The sequence below is a fragment of the Deinococcus sp. YIM 77859 genome (assembly GCF_000745175.1).
Classification (GTDB): Bacteria; Deinococcota; Deinococci; order Deinococcales; family Deinococcaceae; genus Deinococcus.
This window is the reverse complement of the sequence record NZ_JQNI01000002.1, coordinates 1,635,424-1,658,839: the sequence shown is the minus strand read 5'-3', so window position 1 is coordinate 1,658,839 and position 23,416 is coordinate 1,635,424. Positions and strand designations below refer to the sequence as shown.

The following is a 23,416-nucleotide window of genomic DNA, read 5'->3' as shown; positions in this document are numbered from 1 at the left end:
GCGTAGCGCCCGCTGAGCGGCGCACCATGAGGGCGGCAGTATTCTGAAGCCCATGACGGCGCCCGACACCTCTTCTGACCCGGCAGCCCGCTCCCCCGGCCCACGGGTGGCCCCCAACTTCATCACCGAGATCATCGAGCGTGACCTGCGCGAAGGCAAGTACCCGCAGGTCGTGACGCGCTTTCCGCCCGAGCCGAACGGCTACCTGCACCTGGGCCATACCTTCGCCTCCTTTCTCGACTTTCAGACCGCCGTGCAGTACGGGGGCCGCTACCACCTGCGGCTCGATGACACCAATCCCGAAGGCGAAAGCATGGAATTTGCGCAGGCGATTCAGGACGACCTGCGCTGGTTGGGCTGGGACTGGGGCGAACACCTGTACTACGCTTCAGACAACTTCGAGCGCTACTACGAGTACGCCGAGCACCTCATCCGCCTGGGCAAGGCGTACGTGGACTCGGTCAGCAGCGAGGAGATGGCCCGGCTGCGCGGCGACGCGACCACACCCGGCACCCCCAGCCCCTACCGTGACCGCAGCGTCGAGGAGAACCTCGACCTTTTCCGCCGCATGCGCGCGGGCGAGTTTCCCGACGGGGCGCATGTGCTGCGCGCCAAAATCGACCTCGCAAGCCCCAACATGAAGCTGCGCGATCCGGTGCTGTACCGCATCCTGCATGCCTCCCACTACCGAGCGGGGGACGCTTGGTGCATCTATCCCATGTACGACTTTCAGCATCCCCTTCAGGACGCGCTGGAAGGCGTTACGCACTCCATGTGCAGCCTGGAATTCGTGGACAACCGGGCGATCTACGACTGGCTGATGGAGACGCTGGGCTTCACGCCGCGTCCGCACCAGTACGAGTTCGGGCGGCGCGGGCTGGAATACACCGTCACCAGCAAGCGCAAGCTGCGCCAGCTCGTGCACGAGGGGTATGTGACGGGCTGGGACGACCCCCGAATGCCCACCCTGCGTGCCCAGCGGCGGCTGGGGGTAACGCCGCAGGCCATCCTGGCCTTTGCCTCGCAGATCGGTGTGAGCCGCACCAACCGCACGGTGGACATCAGCATCTACGAGAACGCGGTGCGAAACGACCTCAACCACCGCGCGCCGCGCGTGATGGCGGTGCTGGAGCCGCTGCGGGTGGTGATCGAGAACCTGCCCGCCGGGGAGACCCGCACCCTTTCCCTTCCGTACTGGCCCCACGACGTGATTCGCGAGTCCCCGGATGGGCTGGTGGCGCTGCCGACCGGCGAACGCGTCTTGCCCGAACAGGCGGTGCGCGACGTGCCCCTCACCCGCGAACTCTACATCGAGCGCGAGGACTTTTCTCTCGATCCTCCCAGGGGCTACAAGCGCCTGACCCAGGGAGGCACAGTGCGGTTGCGCGGGGCAGGCATCATCCGTGCCGAAGGGGTAGAGACGGACGAGGCGGGCAACGTCACCCTCGTGCGGGCGACGCTGCTGGGTGAGGACGCGAAGGCGGCGGGCGTCATCCACTGGGTGAGCGCCGAACACGCCCTTCCCGCCGAGTTCCGTCTGTATGACCGCCTCTTTCGCGTCCCCAACCCGGAAGGGGACGCCCCCGACGACATCGCCCCTGACTTCGACCCCGAGCGCATGAGCCACGAGAACGAGGCGGCTCCGGTGGACACCAGCTTTTTGCGCCACCTCAATCCCCACAGTCGGCGCGTGACACACGGCTGGGTGGAACCCAGCGTCGCCCGCGACCCGCAGGACACCCGCTACCAGTTCGAGCGCCAGGGGTACTTCTGGCGCGATCCGGTGGACAGCCGGGAAGACGCGCTCGTGTTCGGGCGAATCATCACGCTGCGCGACACCTGGGCAAAGGAGGTGCAGAAGACCGAACGGCAAAGCCCCGCGGGAGAGCGCAGGGGGCAGCGGGCGGAAAAGCCGCAGCCGAGTGCCGGGGGGGGACAGGTCACGCCGCTGACCCCCGAGCAGGAGGATGAACGCGTTCGCCTCACCGCCCTGGGCGTTTCCGAGGGGGACGCGCGCACGCTCGTGCGGGACGTGGGTCTGGGTGCCTTTTTTGCTCAGGCGAATGCTGGGGAACACGCCGCGCAGGTGGCCGCCTGGGTGGTCAATGACCTCGCGCCCGGCCTGCGCTCGGGTGAAAGCCGCCTCAGCGCCGCCGACCTGCCGCCGCTGGCCGCGCTGCTGGCGGAGGGGCAGATCAGCACCCGCATCGCCAAAGACGTCCTGTTGCGCGCGGCGGAGACGGGGGAAGCGCCCGCCGCCATCGTGGAACGCGAGGGCCTGCGCGTCGTCACCGATGCGGAAGCCATCGAAAGGGCAGTTCAGGAGGTGCTGCGGGCCCATCCCGACAAGGTGGCGGCGTACCGGGGAGGCAAGACGGGGCTCCTGGGCTTTTTCACCGGACAGGTGCTGCGGGCCACGGGCGGCAAAGCAGACCCAAACATCGTCGGGCAGAAGCTGGCGGAGGCGTTGGGTGGTCCCTGAGGGCGCTGGCCTTCATGGAACGGTCAGCCGCTGGCGTTACCCTCCCTCTGTGAAGAAGACTCTTCTGCTCACTCTCCTGGCGGGTGCCCTGGGCACCGCCTCCGCACGAGACCTCGCGGCGATCAAGGCGTCCGGCACGCTGGTCGTGGGCACCGAACCGACCTACGCGCCCTTCACCTACACGCAGGGCAAGAAGATCGTGGGCTTTGAGGCCGAACTGGCCGAAGCCCTCGCGGGGCGCATGGGCCTGAAGGTCGAGTGGAAACCCAGCGCCTTCGACACACTGCTGATCGGCCTGAACCAGGACCGCTTCGACCTGGTGATCTCCAGCCACGGCATCACCCCCGAACGGCAGAAGGCGGTGGACTTCGCGAGCCCCCACTACTGCTCGGGCGGCGTGATCCTTGCCCGTGCCGGGGGGCCCCTCACCGTCGCCGCGCTGAAGGGCAAGACGGTCGCCGTACAACTGGGCACCACCTACGCGCAGCGCGCCGAAAAGCTCCCCGGCCTGGGCAGCGTGAAGACCTACCCCACCAACGCCGACGCCCTGCAAATGCTGCTGTCGAAGCGGGTGGACGCCTTCATCACCGACCGCTTCGTCGCCATCGAGGGCCGCAAGAAGTTTCCCCAGGCCGGGCTGAAACTGGGCGAGATGCTCTTTCAGGAAAAGATCGGCATCGCCGTGAAAAAGGGCAACACGTCGCTCAGGAACGCCATCAACCAGGCCCTGGCGGGGATGATGAAGGACGGCAGCTACCAGAAGCTCTCGGAGAAGTATTTTGGGGAAGACATCCGCTGTAAGTAACAAGTAATACGGAATTAAAATGAGTCCTCCACCTGTTGGAGGCGTGCAAGCCGCTCCGTCGCCCCCTCACCCCAGCCCTCTCCCGCAGGGGGAGAGGGGGGAGGCAATTCATCTTGATGTCAACGAATCAACTTAATCCCTTATAAGTAGAGAGCTGAAGCTAGAAAAAGCCCGCGTTAGGAGAAAAAGAGATGAACCTGAACTGCACCCTGCTGCTCGTGCCGCTCACACTTGCCCTGGCGTCCTGTCGTCAGAATGTCACCCCACTGCCCCTGGAACCCGCAACCCTGAGTTTGTCCGAGGCCCTGACTCCCGGGGGCAGGGTGGCATATATCAGAGTCCCTTCAGGCCAAACTGGGCACCTGAAGACGGCCTCACTCAGCGCCAGTCTGGTTGTTGAAGGCAGCAGTACCAGCATGGTCAGTGCCGGCGGCGACGTTTACGCCACGACCAGCCCCCCCTGTGAGACGCAGGCAGGCGGGGCAATAGTTTGTGACACCCTGGCAGGTCTTCCGGCTGGCAGCTTTTCTCTCCAGGAGGGGCGCGGCTACCTGAACGCCCAGGGGGCAGCCGTGGTCGAGGGCGTGAACGGCAACACGCTCTGGCTGGGGTTGCGCGTCCGGGAAGGGCAGTTCCCGGCTGGCACCACCCTGACCTTGCAGAGTTCGGTTATCCCCTAATTCAGCATCCGCCCGCTTCTCTCGCCCATCAGCGCCTCGGCCTTTTTGAGGTGGTCACTCAGGGTGCTGTACCAGTCGTCACTCTCGGGGGTGTATTCCAGGGCCTGCTGGGCGTGGGCGTAGGCGGCGGCGGGGTCGCGGAAGCCCTGCTGGGCCATCACGTCGGCGGCCATCTGGTGGCCGGTGATCCAGTCGCGGCTGCCCGCCGCTGCCTCGCGGACCACCCGCTCGTAGTGGTCAAGCGCCTCGTCGAGGTGGTAGTAGTCAAAGGCCACGTTGCCCAAGACCATGCTGGCCGGGATCACCGCTCCCTGCGCCAGCGCCTGCTCGGCGGCCATCTGCGCCTCCTGGAGGCGGCCTAGGCGGTAGTCGCACTCGGCGACGTCCGCCAGCACCTCCGGGCGGTAGGGATAGTCGGGGTCTGCGAGGACCGCTTCTAGACGCTCGCGGGCTTCGAGAGGCCGGTCAAGGTCAAGCAGGGCTACCCCCAGCTCGTGCTGGGCGTAGGAGCGGTCCGCCTCGCCCGCCAGAGAAAGCGCCCGTTCGAAGTGCCGCAGGGCCTCCTCCTGCTGACCGAGGTGCGTCATCACCTGTCCCCAGACCAGCGCCACGCCGTAGCTGGGATCACCGTGCTCACGTTCCAGCCGGTCCGCCTCGCGGATGCTGCGGAGCGCCTCTTCTGGCCGTCCCAGATGGAGTTGGGCCTGGGCGTACAGGTAGTGCCAGGTGGCCTGGTTGAGGGCCTCTTCCGGATCCCGTCCGGTGTACAGGGGCCGGGCCTGGTCAAGCGCCTGCACCGCTGCCTCGGCCTGGCCGAGTTGCAGCAGGAGGGCAGCCTGTTCTTGGAGCATCACCGCGCGGTGAAGCCCCTGGGCGTGGTGCGCGGCTTCTGCGTACAGGTGCGCCGCCTCCTGTGGGTGGCCCAGGTTCTCCTCGGCGTCGGCCTGCCAGCTTCTGAGCCGCCACTGGAGGTGCGGGGGCAACTCCGCCAGCGGCAGGTGCACGTCCAGTGCCTCCTGCGGGTGCCCGCCCAAGGCCAGGGCCGCCAGCGCGTGGTAGCGGGCGAGCGGGTCGGCGGCCTCCCGCGCCGCAGGTGGGGGGGCGTGGCGTCGGGACCGCGCGTGCGAGCGTCGAGTTCAGCGCTCAGGGCCAGGTACAGGGGGTCCTCGCGCAGGCTGGAATCGAGGCGGCGGGCCTCGTGCAGAGCGGCGCCCATCTCCGTGGTCGCCGCGTCCCCGTAGAGGGCATGCACGCTGGCAAGGTAGAGGGCGATCCGGCCCCTCTGAGGCTTGCGGGCTTCGTGCATGGCCGCTTCCAGCACACCAAAGGCCGTGTCGTAGTCGCCCGCCGCGAGTGCCGTGCAGGTCTGTTCCCAGGTGGTGGCGACATCGATCATCACCCTCCAGAATAACGCGAGGCAGGCGGGAGGAAACCGCCGCAGGCACGCTTGGGGCGCCGTAGCCGGGACCGCTGTGTAATGCATGCTACCCCCGGGCATCTTGAGTCTGATACACTCAACTTCAGTGGGACGGCGACCGTCCCCAACCTTCTCTTTCTCCCCCGGAGGACCACACTTGAGGCGGCTCAATCCCTGGCTGATCGTCCTGTTCGTTCTGGCGCTGTTCCTGATGTTTTCGCAGGCACCCATGAGCGGGCGGGCCAGTGTCGATTACAACGTGTTCAAATCCCTGCTGGAGCAGGGCCGGATCGAACGGGTCGTCGTGCAAGAAGGTGTGGCGACCGTGCGGCTCAAGGAGCCGACCCGCGTGGAGGTGGCCAATGCGCCGCAGCCCCGTGAAGTGCAGGATTTTACGGTGCGTCTGCCCACCAACCAGGCGGTGCCCGACAGCAGCCTGATCGGGCAGCTCGAGGCGCAGGGCGTGAACTACCGCTTCGAGGCCGCGAGCCAGTGGCTGGGCATCCTGCTCAATTTCTTGCCGATCATCCTGATGTTCGGCCTGCTGTACTTCTTCTTCATGCGCGCCCAGGGCACCCAAAGCGGCGTGATGCAGTTTGGCCAGTCGCGGGCCAAGAAGTACGGCAAGGAAAACCGCGTGCAGACCAAGTTCAGTGACGTCGCGGGCCACGAGGAGGCCAAGCGCGAGCTGATCGAGGTCGTGGACTTTCTGAAAAACCCCGGCAAGTACCACCAGATCGGTGCGGAGATTCCCAAGGGCGTGCTGCTGGTGGGGCCGCCCGGAACCGGCAAGACGCTGCTGGCACGCGCCATCGCCGGGGAGGCCGACGTGCCCTTTTTCAGCGTCTCGGCTTCGGAATTCATGGAAATGTTCGTGGGGGTGGGCGCCAGCCGCGTGCGCGCGCTGTTTGACGACGCCCGCAAGAGTGCTCCCGCCATCATGTTTATCGATGAGATCGACTCCATCGGTCGCAAACGCGGTGCGGGCATCGGCGGCGGGCATGACGAGCGCGAGCAGACGCTCAACCAGATCCTCTCGGAGATGGACGGCTTTGACAAGACCAGCTCCGTGATTGTCCTTGCGGCCACCAACCGCCCCGACGTCCTCGACCCCGCGCTGCTGCGTCCCGGGCGCTTTGACCGCCAGGTGACCATCGACCTGCCCAACCTCAAGGAGCGCGAGGCGATCCTCAAGGTGCACCTGCGCAACAAGCCGCTTGCCCCCGGTGTGGACGTGACGGAGATCGCCAAGAGCACGCCCTACTTCTCGGGGGCGGACCTCAAGAACGTGACCAATGAGGCGGCTCTGGAGGCGGCCCGTCTGGGCAAGACGCAGATCGACATGAGTGACTTTTACCGTGCCCTCGACAAGATCACGTTGGGCCTGGAAAACGCCTCGCTCACGGTGAGCCCCGAGGAGCGCAAGGCCATCGCCTATCACGAGGCCGGGCATGCGGTGACCGCTGCCGTGATCCCGGGCAGCGACAAGCTTCAGAAGGTGTCGATCATTCCGCGGGGCCGCGCGCTGGGAGCCGCCTTTTATCTGCCCGAAGAGCGGGCGCTGATGAGCAAGGAGCGGCTGGAAAACCAGCTTGTGGTCTCGCTGGGCGGGCGCGCTGCCGAGGAAGTCTTTATGGGCAGCGTGACCAGCGGTGCGGCCGACGACTTTCGCAAGGCCACCAACATCGCTCGCAAGATGGTGCTGGAGTGGGGGATGGGCGAGAACTTCAAGAACATGGCCCTGCACACCGATTCCGGCCCGGTCTTCCTGGGTGAGGACATGGCCAAGCCCAAGGAGTTTAGCGAGCACACCGCCCAGCTGGTGGACGAGGACGTCAAACGCATCCTGAGCCGCGCCTACGAGCGCGCCAAGGCGCTTGTGACCGAGTACGCGCAGGCGATGCACGAGGTCGCTGACGCCCTGCTCTCGCAGGAACTCATCACCGGTGACGTGGTGCGCGAGGCTGTGGCCCGGGTGGACGGCAGCCGCCAGGCGGCACCGCAGCCCACGGCCTAGGCTCTCCCCGTTCCCCTCGGCAAAGCCCCCCGGAGACGGGGGGTTTTCTGATCGACCTTCCCGGGGGTGACTGCCGAGCAAGGGGCTTGGGAGGAGCGTGAGGGCTTTCCCGTCCTACACTGCCGTATGCCGTTCCTGAATGTCCCCGATCTGATTCGCAAGAAACGCGACGGCGAAACGCACACCCGGGCCGAGCTGGAGCAGCTCGTTTTGGGCTACACCCGGGGCGAGGTGCCCGACTACCAGATGAGCGCCTGGCTGATGGCCGTGTACCTGAGGGGGATGACGCCGCAGGAAACGGCCGACCTGACGCTGGTGATGGCGGAGTCGGGCGAACAGATGAACCTGGCGGGCTTGCCCCGCACCGTAGACAAGCACTCGACGGGCGGCGTGGGCGACAAGACCAGCCTGATTCTCACGCCGATGCTGGCGGCCCTCGGGCTGACCGTTGCCAAGATGAGTGGGCGCGGCCTGGCCCACACCGGTGGGACCATCGACAAGCTGGAGAGTTTTCCCGGCTGGACGCCCGAGCTGTCTGAGTCGCGCTTTTTGGCGCAGGCCCGGGAGATCGGCCTGGCGCTTGTGGGGCAGTCGAAGGACCTCGCACCCGCAGACGGCAAGCTGTACGCCCTGCGCGACGTGACCGCCACGGTGGATTGCCTGCCCCTGATCGCCTCCTCGATCATGAGTAAGAAACTCGCCTCGGGCGCGCGCACCATTGTGCTGGATGTGAAAGTGGGCGCAGGAGCCTTTATGCGGACCCTGGAAGACGGCCGCGCCCTGGCCCGAGCGATGGTGGAGATCGGCACGCGTGCCTCCCGCGTGGTGCGGGCCGTGCTGACCGATATGGATACGCCGCTGGGCCACATGGCGGGAAACAGCCTGGAGGTACAAGAAGCTCTCGCTACCCTGCGCGGCGAGGGCCCGCAGGACCTCACCGAGTTGTGTGTGGCTCTGGCGGTGGAGGCGCTCGCGGCCCACGGCGAGGCTGCGCAGGAGGCGCAGGCGCGGGCCCGCGCCACCCTCCAAGACGGCTCCGCGCTGGCGAAGTTTCGCGCCTTTGTGGGCGCACAGGGGGGCGACGTGACGCTGGTCGATGCTCCTGAGCGGCTGGATGTGGCGCCTGGACGGGCAGAAGTTTTGGCCCCGAGCACCGGTTATGTGCACCGCATCGATGCGCTCGCGGTGGGCCGTGCCGTCTTGGCGCTGGGCGGCGGACGCGAGCGCAAGGGCGAGGCGATTGACCACGGCGTAGGGGTGGAACTGCTCAAAAAACCCGGCGAGGCTGTGGAGGCGGGCGAGCCCGTCCTGCGCCTCTATCACCGGGATGGCCGTGGACTCGACGCCGCGCGCGGGCTGCTGGCGGCGGGCCTGAACGTCCAAGAGTCGCCGCTGGTCCCCGAGCCGCTGATTCTAGACCGAGTGAACTGAAGACCGCAGGTGAGGGGCCGGCAAGAGGCGGGGAGCTGGCTGAGCTGCCCGGATCGTGGGGAGCCTACAGGCGGGTGGGTCCCCGCTACAATTTCTTCTGCCGGCTCTCAGGGCCGCATCCTATGACCGATAGAGACGCGCCAGCCCCCGCCTGGAGGGGTGGAAACAAGCGGTTCCCGCCTGCCGGGTGGCGAAGCCGCAGCCCGCTGTTCTGGAGGAGGCTCAACGAGTGGGGCTCCGCTCCATTGGCGCTGCCGGGAGCGTGGCCAAGCGGAAGGGCGGGAGGTATCCGGATCTACCTCACCCGCACGCTCGACAAGGCGGCGCTGAACGGCGCGGCGAAGCCTCCTGCCCCTTTAGGCGAGAACGGGAACGGAGGAACGTATGCCGCCACCTGAGAAGCCCCAGGCCCAGAGGCTGGGGCAAGCCACGTCTCTCCCAGAGTCCTTCCTTCCGCCCGCCCTGGCGCACCTCCTGGAAGCCAGTGCCGACGCGATCTTTACCCTGGACCGGGAGGGCCACATCACCTATGTCAACCGCCGAGCGGCAGCGATCGCGGGTCTGACACCGCCGGAGGTGATCGGACGCCATCTGGAGCGGGATCTCCCGCACACCTTCAGCTCCCGCTGGCTCAGCGAGAGCCGCCGCGCCCGCGAAGAGAACCGGCCAGTCGAGTACGACACCTTTAACCCCGCGGTGGGCGGTTGGCTGCGTGTGCAGGTGGTGCCCACCCCGTCAGGTCTGGCGGTGCAGATTCGTGACGTCACCTTTGCCCGGCGCACCGAGGCGCTGCAACGGGTCACCGCGGCACTGGCCGGAACACGCACGCCGGAGCAGGTGGTTAGGGTGCTGCTGAAGCAGACGGTCGACGCAGCGGGCGCCCAGCGGGGAGGCCTGTTTCTCCCCGACCGGGACGGCACACACCTCGAACTGCGGGGCGAGGTGGGGTACACGCCGGAACTGCTGGAGCGCTTTGCCCGCCTGCCGCTTGCCCTCGAGGTTCCGCTGTGCAAGGCGGCCCGCGAGCAGCAGCCGGTCTTTGTGGGCGGAACAGTTGACGCGCAGTATCCCGAGGCCGCCAGGCTGCGCGCGCAGGATACCCGCAGCCTGGCGGCCCTGCCCCTACTGGTCGAGGGGAACCTGTGGGGCGTGCTGGTGCTCAGCTTCGGGGAAGCTCGGCACTTCCGCTCACAGGAGCAGGCTTTTTTGTTGAGCCTGGTCGAGCAGTGCGTGCAGGCCCTGAGCCGCATTCAGGCGGAGCAGGAGCTGCGAACGCAGGCGGACACGCTGAAAACGCTCAACCGCATCGGACGGACGCTGTCTGCGGAGCTCGACCTCGACCGGCTGGTCCAGGCGGTGACGGATGCGGGGGTCGAGCTGACGGGCGCACAGTTCGGAGCGTTCTTCTACAACCTCACCGATCGCCACCAGCAGACCCATACCCTGTACGCTCTGGCGGGTGCGGCGCGGGAGGCCTTTGCCTCCTTTCCGTTGCCGCGAACCACGCCCGTCTTTGGCCCGACCTTTCGGGGAGAGGGCGCTGTCCGGGTGGCCGACATCACCCGCGACGAGCGCTACGGTCAAAACCCGCCGTACCACGGGATGCCGCCGGGACACCTGCCGGTGCGCAGCTACCTGGCGGTGCCGGTCGTCACGCGGAGCGGGGAGGTGCTGGGCGGCCTCTTTTTCGGGCATGGTGAGCCGGGGATCTTTAGCGAGCAGGCCGAGCAGTTTGCGCTGGGGTTGGCCTCCCAGACCGCAGTGGCCCTAGACAATGCCCGCCTGTACGGGCAGCTTCAGCAGAGCCATGCCGAACTCGAACGCCGGGTGGAGGAACGAACGGCCCAGCTCGCAGCGCAGGCGGCCGAACTCCAGCGCAGCAACGCAGAGCTCGAGCAGTTTGCCTATGTCGCTTCCCATGACCTGCAAGCGCCCATCCGCGCAGTCACCAGCTTTGCGGGCCTGATCGCGCGCCGGTATGAGGCGCAGCTTGACGCACGGGGGCAGACCTATCTGCGCCAGATCGTCGAGAGCGGAGAGCACATGAAGCGTCTGGTGGATGACCTGCTGGCCTTTTCCCGCGTGCATACCGAGCAACGCGAACGGCAACCCGTGGACAGTGGAGCGGTTCTTAGAGCCGTGCTCGCTCGCTTGCGCCCCGACCTCGACCTGCTGGAGGCGCAGCTTCAGATCGGTGCCCTGCCCACGGTGCTCGCGGACGCGTCGCAGCTTGACCAGCTCTTTCAGAACCTGCTCTCGAACGCCTTGAAGTACCGGCGGCCACAGGTGCGCCCCGAGGTGCGCGTCAGCGCCGAGCGTGAGGGCGAGGTCTGGCGTTTTGCCGTGATGGACAACGGCATTGGCATCGAAGCGCAGTACTTTGAGCGGATCTTCGTGATCTTCCAGCGCCTGCACGGTCAGGGCGAGTATGAGGGGACTGGCATCGGCCTGGCGGTTTGTCAAAAGATCGTGGAGCGGCACGGCGGACGGCTTTGGGTGGAGTCCACGCCTGGGGCCGGCTCCACCTTTTTCTTCACGCTGCCCGCTGCAGAGAACAACTTGCCGTCATGACCCCACGCCTCAAGGCGGGGGCTTGTGTCTGGACTCCACCGCAACTCCGAGTACCTTTGCAGGCGTGCGGCTTTGGTTTCAGCGTCCGACACATCTCGCCCAGCAGACCCAGCGTGCGGGTCTGCGCTTTCGGGGCGACTGGGGGTGCATGACAAACACCCCGTGCTGGCCCAGTCTTGCCGGACCAGCAATGCCCTGAGTCCCACGTTCCTTGCCCCCACCAGGTCGGCATGCAACGAATACCCGCAACTCTCGCAGACGAACATCAGTCCCTTTTGAGGCCGGTTGCCCTGAGAGCAATGGCCGCATTGGGGGCAGGTTTGCGAGGTGTAGTGCGCGTCCACCTTCACCACCACGCTCCCGACAATCGGCGCTTTGTACGCCAGAAAGCCCAGCAACTCGGCGTAACTCCAGCGCGCACGGCGGCGGTTCGCCTTCCTCTGCTTCTCGGAACTGCCCTTCCGGCTGCGCCGTTCGGTGCGTTCACGCGCTCCGGTCAGTTCCTCGATGCCGATCAAAGCCTGGGGGAAGGAACGAAGGATTTGGGCGGAAAGCGAGTGGTTGGTATCAGCAATAAACCGTCTTTCCCGGCCCGACAGCGCCACAAGACGGCGCACGGCGGAACGGGTGCCTTTTTGCTGAAGCGACTTGCGGGCTTTCGCGTACCGCTCCGCTTGGCGAAGCGTCTCCTTGCCCGATTTGAAGAAGGCTTGATTGGAGGTGCTGCTTGCCACGGCGAAATACCGCATCCCCACGTCCACGCCCACCACCTGCTTATGGGTGGAAGGCTCCGGGTCGGAGAGTTCGATACTCAGCGGGACAAGCAAGAAGTATTGCTTCTTGCGCTTGTCGTACCAGAGCTTGCCCGCACCGACTTCAGCACCTTGTGCGATGTATTCCAGGTGCTTGGCGTACCCCTCGTAGGAAAGCACCAAGCGGCCTTGCAGCGTGGAAATGCTCACCCGTTGGCCGCTCTTGAACGAGTAGTCGCGCCCGTACTGGTAGCTGAGGGTGCGAGAGACGAACTTTGGCGGCGCGTCGAGACCCTTATACCCGCGGGCTTTGGGGTTGCGCTCCCGTGCGGCCTTCGCTTGCTTCGCCCGCGTCCAAAGGGTCTTGTACGCCGCCCCAACGGCGCGCGGGACAGAGCAGGCCATCTGAGCGCCCAACCCGAACCGCTCCCGGAGGGTGGCGTACACCTCCTTCTGAATCTTGGCCTGATTGGAGCTTTTGCCCATCTCAAAGGCCACTTGCGACGTGTAGTTCAGCGCGTCCCGATAGCTCAACGTCACCGCGTCCAGGGCGGCTTTCTGCTCCCTGGTGTGGTTCAGCTTGAGCTTGGCGGTCAGCGTCAACTTCACAGAAAGGGTTTAACATGCGAGCTGGTGAAAACCTAGGCCGCTTCGCGGCGCTCCGGTTCCTCCCCATGCCCGAAGGCAGGCGCTTCCCCGGAGCATCTTGGTGATTCCAGAGGCGTTTCTTAACCCTCCCGTAACCCACCCTCGCGTATTGCCGCGCGGGGTGCGTTAGGCTCAGGCCATGCGGACGGCTGTCCTGGTCATCATCGTGGTGCTCGCCGTGGTGTTTGCGGTGCTGAACCGGCATGCCCTGATGTTCGGGCACACCCTCAGCCTGGGGTTTGTGACCTACACCGGTGTGCCGCTGGGGCTTATCCTGCTGCTGACCGCGCTCGTGCTGGCGCTGATCTTCTACTTCTGGGCGGGAGTATCCAGCCTGCGGGCGCAGGCCGACAGCGCCCGGCTGCTGCGGGATATGGAAGCGCTGCGGGCCAGCCTCGACAGCCAGGAGAGTAGCCGGTTCGCCCAGCTTCAGGCGTACATCGACGAACGGTTTCAGGCCTTGGGCAGCGGCGCGGCCACGGCGAACCGAGCGGAGCTCGATGCCCTGCGGGCCCGCATCGACGCCTTGCAGGGCGACCTGAACGTGCAGCTCGCGCAGATCGACGACTATCTCAAGCGCCGCCTGGGCTAAGGGCCCTCTGGCTCTCCTTGCACTGCGTTCAGCCGCCGCAGGGGGACCGCACCCGTGCCTCTAGAATGGCGCGGGAAGCGAGTATTCCCCAGGAGGAGTGAAGCGTATGGCGCTCGACCGTTTTTTTCGCCGGCGTCGCCCGCAGCCGCAAGCTGGGGCAGAACTGCCGGACCTCTGGACCCAGTGCCCCCAGTGCAAGGCGGGGCTGTATAACCGTGAACTCGAAGCCAACCTCTTCGTCTGTCCCAAGTGCGGGCACCACCTTCGGCTCGACGCACAACAACGTGTGGATGTGCTGCTGGATGAGGGGAGCTTTGAGCAGCGCTCGGGCCGCGTGCATCCCACCGACCCCCTGGGTTTTGAGGATATCGAACCCTATCCGGCGCGGCTGGAGCGGGCGCAGAAGAGAACCGGGCGTCCCGACGCCATTCTGACGGGAACGGGGACCATCCACGGGATTCCCGTCACGGTTGCCGTGATGGACTTTGCCTTTAACGGCGGCAGCATGGGGAGCGTGGTGGGCGAAGAGATCGCCCGTGCCGCCGAGTATGCCGCTGGAGCGGGCACGCCCCTGGTGCTGGTCGCGGCGAGTGGTGGGGCCCGGATGCAGGAGAGTGCCCTCTCGCTGATGCAGATGGCCAAGACCACCGTGGCGCTCGAGGGCCTCGCGGCGCGCGGCCTACCCTACGTCAGTATTCTGACGGACCCCACGACTGGGGGCGTGACCGCCTCCTTTGCCACCATCGCGGACGTCATCATCGCGGAACCCGGGGCGCTGATCGGTTTTGCTGGGCCGCGGGTCATTCAGCAGACCATCCGCCAACACCTCCCCGAGGGCTTTCAACGGGCCGAATTCCTGCTGGAGCACGGCATGGTGGACGGCGTGGTGGACCGGCGTGAGCACCGCGCCTATCTCGCCCGGCTGCTTGGGGTGCTTCAGCAGCGGGAGGTGAGCGCGTGACTCACGACACGCTGAGCAGGCTGGAAGCCCAGGTGCGTGACCTAGAGGCGACGGCCCGCGAAACCGGGCAGAACCTCGACGCGGCCTTAGAGCCCCTGCGGGCCGAGGTCAAGCGCCTGCGTGCCGAGAGAAGCGCGAGCCTGACACGCTGGGACCGGGTGCAGCTCGCGCGGATGCCGGGGCGGCCCACCGCCCTCGACTACGTGGAGCGGCTCTGCACCGACTTCACCGAGCTGCACGGCGACCGCGCGTATGGCGATGACCCGGCCCTGATCGGTGGCCCGGCGCGCTGGCAGGGCACTCCGGTCATGCTGCTGATGCAGCAGAAGGGCCGCGACACGAAGAGCAAGATCAAGCGCCGCTTCGGCTCTGCTAACCCTGAGGGCTACCGCAAGGCCATGCGCCTGATGGATCTGGCCGACCGCTTCGGGCTGCCGGTGGTGTCGCTGATCGACACCCAGGGGGCTTACCCCGGGATCGAGGCCGAGGAACGCGGTCAGGGCTGGGCGATCGCCGAAAGCATCCAGCGAATGGTGCGGCTGCGGGTACCCGCCGTCTCGGTGGTGATCGGCGAGGGCGGCTCGGGTGGGGCGCTGGCCATCGGCGTCGGAAACAGGGTGCTGATCCAGGAGAATGCCTGGTACTCGGTGATCTCCCCGGAAGGGGCCGCCAGCATCATCTGGAAGGACGCGAGCAAGGCCCCCCAGGCCGCCGAGGCCCTCAAGGTCACGGCTGCCGACCTGCTGGACCTCGGGATCGTGGAGGAGGTGATCGCCGAGCCGCCCGGCGGCGCACACCTCGACGTAGACGCCGCCGCTCAGGCGGTGGGGGAGGCAGTGAGCCGTCATCTCGCTGAACTCTCGAACCTAGACGGCGAGGCGTTGCGGGCGGAGCGGGCAAGGCGCTTCCGGGCGCTGGGGGCCTTTACCGAGGTGTAGCAAGGGGCTGGCTTGGGCAGTACGCTGACCCATGACCAGTCGGGACGAACCAGAGGTCATCGTCGTAGGTGCAGGCCTGGCCGGACTCACCGCTGCACGCCGATTGACGCAGGCGGGGCGGCGGGTACGGGTGCTGGAGGCGCGGGAACGGGTGGGCGGACGAACACACACGGTTCGCCTTCCCGTGACCGGCGTGAGCGTGGATCTGGGCGGACAGTGGGTCGGGCCGAACCAGCCGCATGTGTCGGCGCTTCTTCGCGAACTGGGGCTGGACGTCTTTCCCACCTACGACGCCGGAAAGCACCTGGCGCACCTGCTGGGGCGCACGCGGCACTACCGCGGCCTTGTCCCGCCGCTGCCGCCGCACGTGCTCGCAGACTACGCGCTGCTTATAGGGCGCTTCGAGGCGCTGGCCCGCCGGATTCCGAAGGACGCGCCCTGGACCGCGCCGGACGCAGCAACCCTAGACGCACAGACCTTTGAAAGCTGGATCGTGAAGCACGCCCACACGCCGCAGACCCGCGCCCTGCTGCGGCGGTATGCCGGAGCGGTTTTGGGCGCAGACGCCAGCGAGTTCAGCCTGCTGCATGCCCTGACCTACACGCCTACACGGCCCACGGGGGCGGCATCAATGGCCATACCCTGACCCGTGGCCACGCCCTGCAAAACCGCGTGCTGGGTGGAGCACAAAGCGTGGCGTTGCGGCTGGCCGATGCCCTGCCCGACGTGCGCCTACACAGCCCGGTCACGCGCGTGGAGCAGGACAGCGTGGGCGTCACCCTACACACGCCGAACGGCCCGCACCACGCGGCGCGCGCCATTCTCGCCGTGCCGCCCGCCCTGCTCGCGGGTGTGGCCTTTGAGCCGCCGCTGCCTCCTCGCCGTGCGCAGCTTCAGCAGCGGTTGCCGATGGGTGCCGTCATCAAGTTCCTGGCCGTGTATACGCGGCCTTTCTGGCGCGCGGCGGGTCTGAGCGGTATGAGCATCAGCGACCGGGGGCCGGTCACGGTCACCTTCGACAACAGCCCGCCGCAGGGAAGGCCAGGTGTGCTGCTGGGCTTGATCGAGGGCGGGGAGGCCCGCGCCCTGCTGAACTGCAGCGAGGAGGAACGCCGGGAGGCTGCCCTCAGCAGCCTCGCGCGGCTTTTCGGCCCCGCGGCGCTGCACCCGCTGGAAACGGCCGAACGCAACTGGGCTGCCGAGCCCCTCAGCGGCGGCTGTTACGGCGCCCTGTTCGGCCCGGGCACCTGGACCGGTTACGGCGAGGCGCTGCGAGAACCCGTGGGCCGCCTGCACTGGGCGGGGGCAGAGACGGCCCGCGTGTGGATGAACTACCTAGACGGTGCTGTCGAGAGCGGCGAGCGGGTGGCGGCCGAGGTGCTCGCGGCGACATGAAGCAGAGGAGGGCGGGGACGCGTTCCCCGCCGGCAGAGCCTCTTTCAATCCGTCGCCACGTTCGCCACGTCCGGCGCGTTCGTCACGGCGGGTGTCTGGGTGACGGGTTTTTTCAGCAGGCCCAGCAGCACGGTGCTCACGGCCGTTCCAGCCAGAATCGCCACGATGTACAGGGGCAGGTTGGTGACGGCGTTGGGGATAAACAGCACGAAGATGCCGCCGTGGGGAGCACGCAGCAGGCAGCCCGCCGCCATGCTGATCGCGCCCGCGACCGCCGAGCCGGCCATCAGCGACGGGATCACGCGCAGGGGATCACGGGCCGCGAAGGGGATCGCCCCCTCGGTGATAAAGGAGATGCCCAGCACCCCGGCGGCCTTTCCAGCCTCGCGCTCGTCCGGCGTGAAGCGGTTCTTGAAAAACAGCGTGGCGAAGAAGACGGCGAGGGGCGGCGTCATGCCCGCGGCCATCACTGCAGCGATGGGCCCGTAGACCTTGGCGCCCAGCAGGCCGGTGCTGAAGGTGTAGGCCGCCTTGTTGATCGGGCCGCCCATATCAAAGGCCATCATCGCGCCCAGCAGCGCCCCCAGCAGGCCCGCGCTGGTGTTGCCCAGGCCCTGGAGCCACGCCGTGAGCCCGCTCAGCGCTGCCGCAACCGGCCGCCCGACCACGTACATCATGAGCAGGCCGACCGCCAGGGTGCCCAGCAGCGGCAGGATCAAGGTGGGCTTGAGGCCTTCTAACGTGCGCGGCAGCCGGATGGCGCGGGTCAGCCACCGGGTGATGTACCCGGCCAGGAACCCCGCGATGATGCCCCCCAGAAAGCCGCTTCCCGTCAGGCCCGCCAGGAAGCCGCCCACCATACCGGGCGCGAGGCCAGGCCGGTCCGCGATGGAAAAGGCGATGTAGCCTGCGAGCACCGGGACGAACAAGCCAAAAGCACCCTGGGCGCCGATCTTGAAGAGGGTGTTGCCCAGCGTCCCCGCGTAGCGGTCCTCGTAGATAAAGATGCCCTGATCCCCGAACTGGAACGATCCAATCGCAAAGGCGAGGGCGATCAGGAGGCCGCCCGCCACCACAAAGGGCAGCATGTGCGAGACGCCGGTCATCAGGTGCTTATAGAAGGCGGGGGCGCTCGCGTTTTTGGCCGCTTTGGCTGCACTCGCCTGGGTGACCAGATCCGGTCCTGCGCCTGGGCCCACGGCTCCGCCGTACACCACCGCTTCGGCCAGCGCCCGTTGCACCAGCGCCGACCCGTTTTGGATGGCGGGCTTGGTGCCCGTCTGGTACACTCGCTTGCCCTGGAAACGCGAGAGGTCTACGTTCGTATCCGCCGCGATGATCACCAGGTCTGCCTCCGCGATGTCCTGCGGCGTCAGCTGGTTTCCTGCCCCCACGCTGCCCTGTGTCTCCACCTTGATTCGGTGGCCCAGCGCCTTTGCGCCGTGTTCTAGCCCCTCGGCCGCCATAAAGGTGTGCGCGATCCCGGTGGGGCAGGAGGTGATGCCCACGATGCGAAGGGGCGCGGGGGAGACGCTCGCGGGCGGGCTGCCGGTGCCCGCCGTGCCCTGCCCGAGCGCCTGAGCGATGAGTGCCGGGGCGCTGCGGATCGCTTCTCCGCTGCTCGCCCGTACGAGGCGTTTCCCGGCAAAGCGCGCCTCATCCACCTTGACGTCAGCCGCAAGAATCACCGCGTCGGCTGCGGCGATCTCGGCGGGCGTCAGGGGATCTTGGGCTCCCACGCTCCCCTGCGTCTCCACGCGCAGTTCGTGTCCAGCGGCCTGGGCCGCGCGCCGCAGCGCCTCGGCAGCCATGAAGGTGTGAGCGATGCCTGTCGGGCAGGCGGTAACAGCGACTAGCTTTGCCATGACGGGACCTCCTGGAAGGGGGAATGAAGCGGGGATCGGGGGGCTGCCTGAGGGGGGCGGCGGGTCATGCGGGTTCCACCTGCTCCAGCGGTTCCACCCTCACCTGATGGGCGAACGCCTCCAGTTCGGCGCGGGGTGGCAGGTGCGCTCCCAAGCGAGTGATGGCGCCGAGACTAAAGGCTGTTGCGCGCCGCGCCGCGTCGACGAGCTTCAGGCCGTCCTGGTGGGCCGACAGCAGGCCCGCTACCATCGCGTCTCCCGCGCCCACGGTGCTTTTCACGGCCACGCGGGGGGGCTGGGCGCGCACGGCTTCCCCCGCCGTCACGAGGAGCGCGCCGCGTTCGCCCTGCGACACGGCCACCAGCCCGGCTCCGCGCCGCAGCAGTTCCCGCGCCGCCGCGAGCACTTCGGCCTCGCGGTCCAGCGAGCGCCCCAGCGCCGCTTCCAGCTCGTGGATGTTGGGCTTGACCAGGTCGGGGAGGACATCCGCCGCGAGGGAGGCCTGCAGCGCCGCGCCGCTGGTGTCGAGTGCCACGAAGCGCCCCGCCGCGCGCAGCCGGGCCGTGAGGCGCGCGTAGAAGTCGGGGGCCACGCCGGGCGGGAGGCTTCCGGCAAGCACGAAGATGGTGTGGTCGGCGGTCAGGGCCAAGAGCCGCGTTTCCAACTCCTGTACAGCGTCCGCTGTGGCCGCCAGGCCCGGCAGGTTGATGTCGGTCGTCTCCTGCGCGGCGCCGTCCACCAGCTTCACGCCCACCCGGGTGGCGCCGGGCACCCGCACGAAGCTATCGCGAATGCCCTTGGCACGAAAGAGCGTCTCGAACCGCTCTGGGTTCTCGTCGCCCAGCAGGCCGGTCGCGGTGACGGCAAGGCCCCAGTCGGCCAGGAAGGCGGCCACGTTCACGCCCTTGCCCCCTGCCGCCCAGTGCAGTGACTGACCGATATTCACTTCGCCCTGTCGCCAGCCGTCGGCTCGCACGGTGAGGTCGAGGGCGGGGTTAAGGGTCAGGGTGACGATGCCGGTGGGGGCAAACGTCATGCCGTCGCTCCTTCTGTCTGGGGAGGGCGTACCAGCGCCCGAACGTCCTCGGCGGTGGCCTGGGTGAGGGCTTCCCCGGCGAGGGCCTGAAGTTCGCCCAGGGTGCGCGCACGCAGGGCAGCCTTGACCCCGGCGATCTGCGGGGTGCTCACCGAGAGTTCCTTAACGCCCAGGCCTGCCAGCACCAGCGCGCCCACGTCGTCACCGGCCGCGCCGCCGCACACGCCCACCCATTTGCCGTGCCGGTCTGCCGCCCGCACGGTGAGTGCGATCAGCCGCAGCACGGCGGGATGCAGCGCGTCGGTCTGGCGGGCAAGCTGCGGGTGTAGCCGGTCCATCGCCAGGGTGTACTGGGTGAGGTCATTCGTGCCGATGGAGAAAAAGTCCACCTCGGGCGCAAGCGCCTCCGCGATCAACGCCGCCGAGGGCACCTCGATCATCACGCCCAGGGGGACACGGGGGGCGCCGAGCTCCTCGCGCACTCGGTCAAAGATCGCGCGGGCGCGGCGGAAGTCCTCCAGGGTGGAGATCATCGGAAACATCAGGTGGACGTTTGGGTGATCCTTGGCGACCCGCGCAACCGCCCGCAGCTGCGGCAGGAAGAGGTCGGGGCGCTCGAAACACAGCCGAATGCCGCGAATGCCCAGGAAGGAGTTGTCCTCGCGCGCCAGACCCAGGTACGGCACCTCTTTGTCACCGCCGATGTCCAGCGTGCGGATGATCAGGGGGCGGCCCGCAAGCGCTTCGGCCATCGCGCGGTACTCGCGTTCCTGCTCGTCCTCGCTGGGCACCGCGTCCCGCTCTAGGAAGAGAAACTCGGTGCGCATCAGCCCCACGCCCTCGGCTCCGGCGTCCAGGGCGGCGGGCGCGTCGGCCGCGCGGTTGATATTGGCGGCGACCTCGATCCGCGTCCCGTCGCGGGTGGCGGCGGGTGCGAAGCGCGCGGCGCGGGCGGCCTCGCGTTCCCGTTCAAGCACGCCCTGCCGCTCACGCGCCGAAGCCACATCCGCCCCCGAGGGGTTGAGGTATAGCCGCCCCGCCGCGCCGTCCAGAATCGCGGGCGTGCCGTCGGGGATATCCAGGACGCCCTCTCCAGCCGCCACCACCGCCGGAAGGCCTAGCCCACGCGCGATGATCGCCGTGTGGCTTGTCGGCCCGCCCTGCGCGGTCACAAAGCCCAGCAGCGTGTCCGGCCCCAGCCGCGCGGTGTCACTGGGGGTCAGGTCGGGCGCGAGCAGAATCACCGGGTCCCCGGCCGCCACCTCTACCTCACGGAGCCCCAGCAGGTGTCGCAGCACCCGCCGCTGCACGTCGCTGAGGTCAACGGCGCGGGCGGCGAGCGTGGGGTCATCCAGCCGCTGAAGCTGGGCGATGCGGGCCTCCGTGGCCTCACGGTACGCCCATGCTGCCCCGTGCCCGTCCAGAATGCGGGCGACGGTGTCCTGGAGGATGCCCTCGTCCCTCAGCAGCTCCTGATGGGCGCGGAAGATGGCGGCCTTGTCCGCGCCAAACTGGGCGCCCACGTCGGCGATCACCGTGGCGAGTTCGGCTTCCGCAGCGGCCAGCGCGCCATCTAGCCGCGTGGCCTCCTGCGCTGGATCACCCGGCTCGTCGCGGACATCGAGTGGCCGGGGCGCGTGCTGGCGCGTCACACCGACCACCAGGCCATCAGCGGCGGGGACGCCCTCGATGGTCGCTCCGACCTCGCTGGGCACCCAGTCGGGTGCGCGGCGAACGGGTGCGCCACTCGCCCCAGGGGCGCTGAGGTCATCCCCCAACCCGGCCCGGATCGCGTCCGTCACGGCGGCAAGCAGTTCGGGGCTGTCCGCGCTCACCCTGAGAAGCGTGCCGCGCGTCAGCCCCAGGCTCAAGACCTCCATGAGCCGCGTGGCGTCCGCGCTTTCGCCGTCCGTTCCATCCGGTTCGGCGCGGGTCAGGCGCACCCGGCCGCCGTGTGTCCGCACCAGTTTGGCCAGCAGGGTCGCGGGCCGGGCGTGCATCCCCAGGGGATTGGGCAGCGTCACGGCCGCGCTGTAGGGCAGCGCCGCGGGAGCTGCCGGTGCGGCGGCGGGCCGCTCCCCGGTGAGGGCTTCCTGAATGTCGGTGGGATCAACAGTGGTAGAGAGCCTTTCCACCAGGGCCTCGTCACCAAGCACCCGGGTAAGGCGGCGCAAAAGGCCCAGGTGTTCGTCACTCGTGGCGGCAATGCCGACCACCAGCCGTACCCTTTCGCCGCCCTCGCCCCAACGCACGCCGCCGGGAAGCTGCAACACGGCGATGCCCGTGCGGTGAATCAGGTGACGCGACTCGGGCGTGCCGTGCGGAATGGCGATGCCGCTCCCCAGGTAGGTGTTCGCCTGCTCCTCGCGGGCAAGCATGGCCTGCGCGTAGCCCGGTGCCACGTTGCCCGCCGCCGTCAGCAGCGCCGCGACCTGTGCGATCGCCTCGGCCTTGCTGCCCGCCTGCGCTCCCAGCCGGATGAGTTCCTGCGGAAGATCCATCATGCCTGTCTGCTGCCTCCCCCGGCGAGCCGTCAGCCGGTCTCTGAAAGATTTTGATTACTTCTGAACGTTTAGGATCATAAATGATTTAAGAAGAGGACACAAGTCCCCACCGGGCGCGCGAGGCCCGGTCCAGACGACCCACAGGGGTGAGCGACTTTGAGTCTAGGGGCGGGGTTGCGCTAGCATGCCCGCAGATGACCGCCCCGCTCGCTGAGGAACGCCTGAGCCGCATCCTCGATCTGCTGGCCCGCCGGGGTACCGTGCGCACCACGGCGATCACCGAGCACCTGGGGGTGAGTGGGGCCACGGTGCGGCGCGACCTCGACGTGTTGGCCCAGCGTGGCCTCATTCGCAAGGTGCATGGCGGCGCGGCGCTGGCCAGTCAGGATCAGCGCTACAGCGACCGGCAGCAGCTGGAGCAGGGCGGCAAGGCGCGGCTTGCTGAGGCGGCCCTCACCCTGCTGAAGCCGGGCGAGACGGTATACCTCGATGCGGGCACCACGGCTCGGCACGTCGCGCAGGCCCTGCGGCGCACCCCAGCCCTCACCCGTACCCTGCGGGTGGTCACGCACGGGATCGACGTGGCCTATGAGCTCAACGGCGAGTGCCCGCTGTACGTGGTTGGCGGTGAGCTGTACGGTTCCACCTACAGCCTGACTGGCCCCGACGCCCTTGCCACCGTGGAGCGCTACGCCTACGACACCTTCCTCGTCGGCTGCACGAGCATCGACCCGCAGCGCGGCCTGACGAACAGCAACCTGATCGAGGCCCAGCAGAAGACGGCCATCATGCGCCGTGCTCGCCGCAGCGTCCTGATCGCCGACCACAGCAAGTGGGGCCATACGGGCTTTGTCACCTTTGCAGCGCTGGGCGACGTGAGCGCCTGGGTCACCGATCAAGCGCCCCCGGGGGCCCGTGAAGCCTTTGAGGCCGCCGGTGCCCAGGTGGTGGAGGCCGCGGCGGTTCTGAGCTAGCCGGTAGGGGCGAGGGCGTCTCGCTTCAGTGCCCGCTTGTCGCCTTGAGCCCAAGGATCGCCACGATCATCAGGGCGAGAAAGACCAGCCGAGCAGGGGTAGCGGGTTCCTTGAACAGCACGATGCCCAGGAGAGCTGCGCCCACCGCGCCGATTCCAACCCACACGCCGTAGGCGGTACCGATGGGCAGCGTCTTGGCCGCCAAGCCCAAGAGCCCCATGCTGGCGGCCATGCTGGCGAGTGTCAGAACCGTGGGGAGCGGCCGGGTAAAGCCCTCGGTGTACTTCAGGCCGATGGCCCAGCCCACCTCCAAGAGCCCCGCGATCACGAGCAGAATCCATCCCATCA

The 23,416-nt window shown here is 67.8% G+C and carries 18 protein-coding genes; 12 read left to right on the top strand and 6 right to left on the bottom strand.

The window, feature by feature from the left end; translation table 11 throughout:
• The first annotated feature begins 52 nt into the window (after positions 1-52).
• The 3 genes from EI73_RS08125 (at position 53) to EI73_RS16265 (ending at position 3,967) form a co-directional block, all read left to right on the top strand.
• Positions 53-2,482, top strand: coding sequence for a glutamine--tRNA ligase/YqeY domain fusion protein (locus EI73_RS08125; protein WP_034385833.1), 2,430 nt, complete (start codon positions 53-55; stop codon positions 2,480-2,482).
• A gap of 49 nt (positions 2,483-2,531) precedes the next feature.
• Positions 2,532-3,287 carry an ABC transporter substrate-binding protein gene (locus EI73_RS08120; protein WP_034387924.1) on the top strand — a complete coding sequence of 252 codons (756 nt, stop codon included), beginning with the start codon at positions 2,532-2,534 and terminating at the stop codon, positions 3,285-3,287.
• A gap of 416 nt (positions 3,288-3,703) precedes the next feature.
• A complete protein-coding gene (locus tag EI73_RS16265) occupies positions 3,704-3,967 on the top strand; it encodes a hypothetical protein (RefSeq protein ID WP_156103487.1) in 264 nt (87 codons plus the stop codon).
• Here EI73_RS16265 and EI73_RS08110 read toward each other — a convergent pair.
• Positions 3,964-4,971 carry a tetratricopeptide repeat protein gene (locus tag EI73_RS08110; protein ID WP_231557310.1) on the bottom strand — a complete coding sequence of 336 codons (1,008 nt, stop codon included), beginning with the start codon at positions 4,969-4,971 and terminating at the stop codon, positions 3,964-3,966. The two genes, EI73_RS16265 and EI73_RS08110, sit on opposite strands and share 4 nt — an antisense overlap.
• A gap of 570 nt (positions 4,972-5,541) precedes the next feature.
• Between EI73_RS08110 and ftsH the strand changes: the two genes are divergently transcribed.
• The 3 genes from ftsH (at position 5,542) to EI73_RS08095 (ending at position 11,403) form a co-directional block, all read left to right on the top strand.
• Positions 5,542-7,401 carry an ATP-dependent zinc metalloprotease FtsH gene (gene ftsH / locus EI73_RS08105; RefSeq protein WP_034385830.1) on the top strand — a complete coding sequence of 620 codons (1,860 nt, stop codon included), beginning with the start codon at positions 5,542-5,544 and terminating at the stop codon, positions 7,399-7,401.
• Positions 7,402-7,527: 126 nt separating this feature from the next.
• The gene (locus EI73_RS08100; protein WP_034385828.1) at positions 7,528-8,832 is read left to right on the top strand and encodes a thymidine phosphorylase; all 1,305 of its coding nucleotides are present in this window, start codon (positions 7,528-7,530) and stop codon (positions 8,830-8,832) included.
• Between the two features lie 384 nt (positions 8,833-9,216).
• Positions 9,217-11,403, top strand: coding sequence for a GAF domain-containing protein (locus EI73_RS08095; protein ID WP_051935451.1), 2,187 nt, complete (start codon positions 9,217-9,219; stop codon positions 11,401-11,403).
• Here the strand turns inward: EI73_RS08095 and EI73_RS08090 are convergent.
• The gene (locus tag EI73_RS08090) at positions 11,292-12,764 is read right to left on the bottom strand and encodes a transposase (RefSeq protein ID WP_231557309.1); all 1,473 of its coding nucleotides are present in this window, start codon (positions 12,762-12,764) and stop codon (positions 11,292-11,294) included. The two genes, EI73_RS08095 and EI73_RS08090, sit on opposite strands and share 112 nt — an antisense overlap.
• 178 nt (positions 12,765-12,942) lie before the next feature.
• On the opposite strand from EI73_RS08090, the gene EI73_RS08085 reads away from it, so the two are divergent.
• The 5 genes from EI73_RS08085 (at position 12,943) to EI73_RS16840 (ending at position 16,689) form a co-directional block, all read left to right on the top strand.
• Positions 12,943-13,395: a hypothetical protein gene (locus tag EI73_RS08085; protein WP_034385825.1), complete on the top strand. Its 453-nt coding sequence runs from the start codon at positions 12,943-12,945 to the stop codon at positions 13,393-13,395.
• A 106-nt stretch (positions 13,396-13,501) separates the two neighbouring features.
• A complete protein-coding gene (gene accD, locus EI73_RS08080) occupies positions 13,502-14,356 on the top strand; it encodes an acetyl-CoA carboxylase, carboxyltransferase subunit beta (RefSeq protein ID WP_034385824.1) in 855 nt (284 codons plus the stop codon).
• Complete coding sequence (locus EI73_RS08075) at positions 14,353-15,294, top strand: acetyl-CoA carboxylase carboxyltransferase subunit alpha (RefSeq protein WP_034385822.1); 942 nt, start codon at positions 14,353-14,355, stop codon at positions 15,292-15,294. Before accD ends, EI73_RS08075 begins: the two co-directional genes overlap by 4 nt.
• Positions 15,295-15,325: 31 nt before the next feature.
• Complete coding sequence (locus EI73_RS16845; RefSeq protein WP_197050755.1) at positions 15,326-15,940, top strand: FAD-dependent oxidoreductase; 615 nt, start codon at positions 15,326-15,328, stop codon at positions 15,938-15,940.
• Positions 15,922-16,689: a flavin monoamine oxidase family protein gene (locus tag EI73_RS16840; protein ID WP_369699471.1), complete on the top strand. Its 768-nt coding sequence runs from the start codon at positions 15,922-15,924 to the stop codon at positions 16,687-16,689. Before EI73_RS16845 ends, EI73_RS16840 begins: the two co-directional genes overlap by 19 nt.
• A 44-nt stretch (positions 16,690-16,733) precedes the next feature.
• Here the strand turns inward: EI73_RS16840 and EI73_RS08065 are convergent, their stop codons facing one another.
• The 3 genes from EI73_RS08065 to ptsP all read right to left on the bottom strand — a co-directional run bounded on the left by EI73_RS08065 (position 16,734) and on the right by ptsP (position 22,094).
• Positions 16,734-18,554: a PTS fructose-like transporter subunit IIB gene (locus EI73_RS08065; protein ID WP_034385821.1), complete on the bottom strand. Its 1,821-nt coding sequence runs from the start codon at positions 18,552-18,554 to the stop codon at positions 16,734-16,736.
• Between the two features lie 64 nt (positions 18,555-18,618).
• Complete coding sequence (pfkB, locus tag EI73_RS08060) at positions 18,619-19,590, bottom strand: 1-phosphofructokinase (protein WP_034385819.1); 972 nt, start codon at positions 19,588-19,590, stop codon at positions 18,619-18,621.
• Complete coding sequence (ptsP, locus tag EI73_RS08055; protein WP_034385818.1) at positions 19,587-22,094, bottom strand: phosphoenolpyruvate--protein phosphotransferase; 2,508 nt, start codon at positions 22,092-22,094, stop codon at positions 19,587-19,589. The genes pfkB and ptsP overlap by 4 nt, the downstream gene beginning before the upstream one ends.
• A 194-nt stretch (positions 22,095-22,288) precedes the next feature.
• Between ptsP and EI73_RS08050 the strand changes: the two genes are divergently transcribed.
• On the top strand, positions 22,289-23,068 hold the full coding sequence (locus tag EI73_RS08050) for a DeoR/GlpR family DNA-binding transcription regulator (RefSeq protein WP_034385817.1): 780 nt from the start codon (positions 22,289-22,291) through the stop codon (positions 23,066-23,068).
• 25 nt (positions 23,069-23,093) lie between these two features.
• On the opposite strand, the gene sugE is transcribed toward EI73_RS08050, so the two are convergent.
• Entirely contained in the window at positions 23,094-23,414 is a 321-nt protein-coding gene (gene sugE / locus EI73_RS08045; RefSeq protein ID WP_034385816.1) for a quaternary ammonium compound efflux SMR transporter SugE, read from the bottom strand.
• Positions 23,415-23,416: the final 2 nt, after the last annotated feature.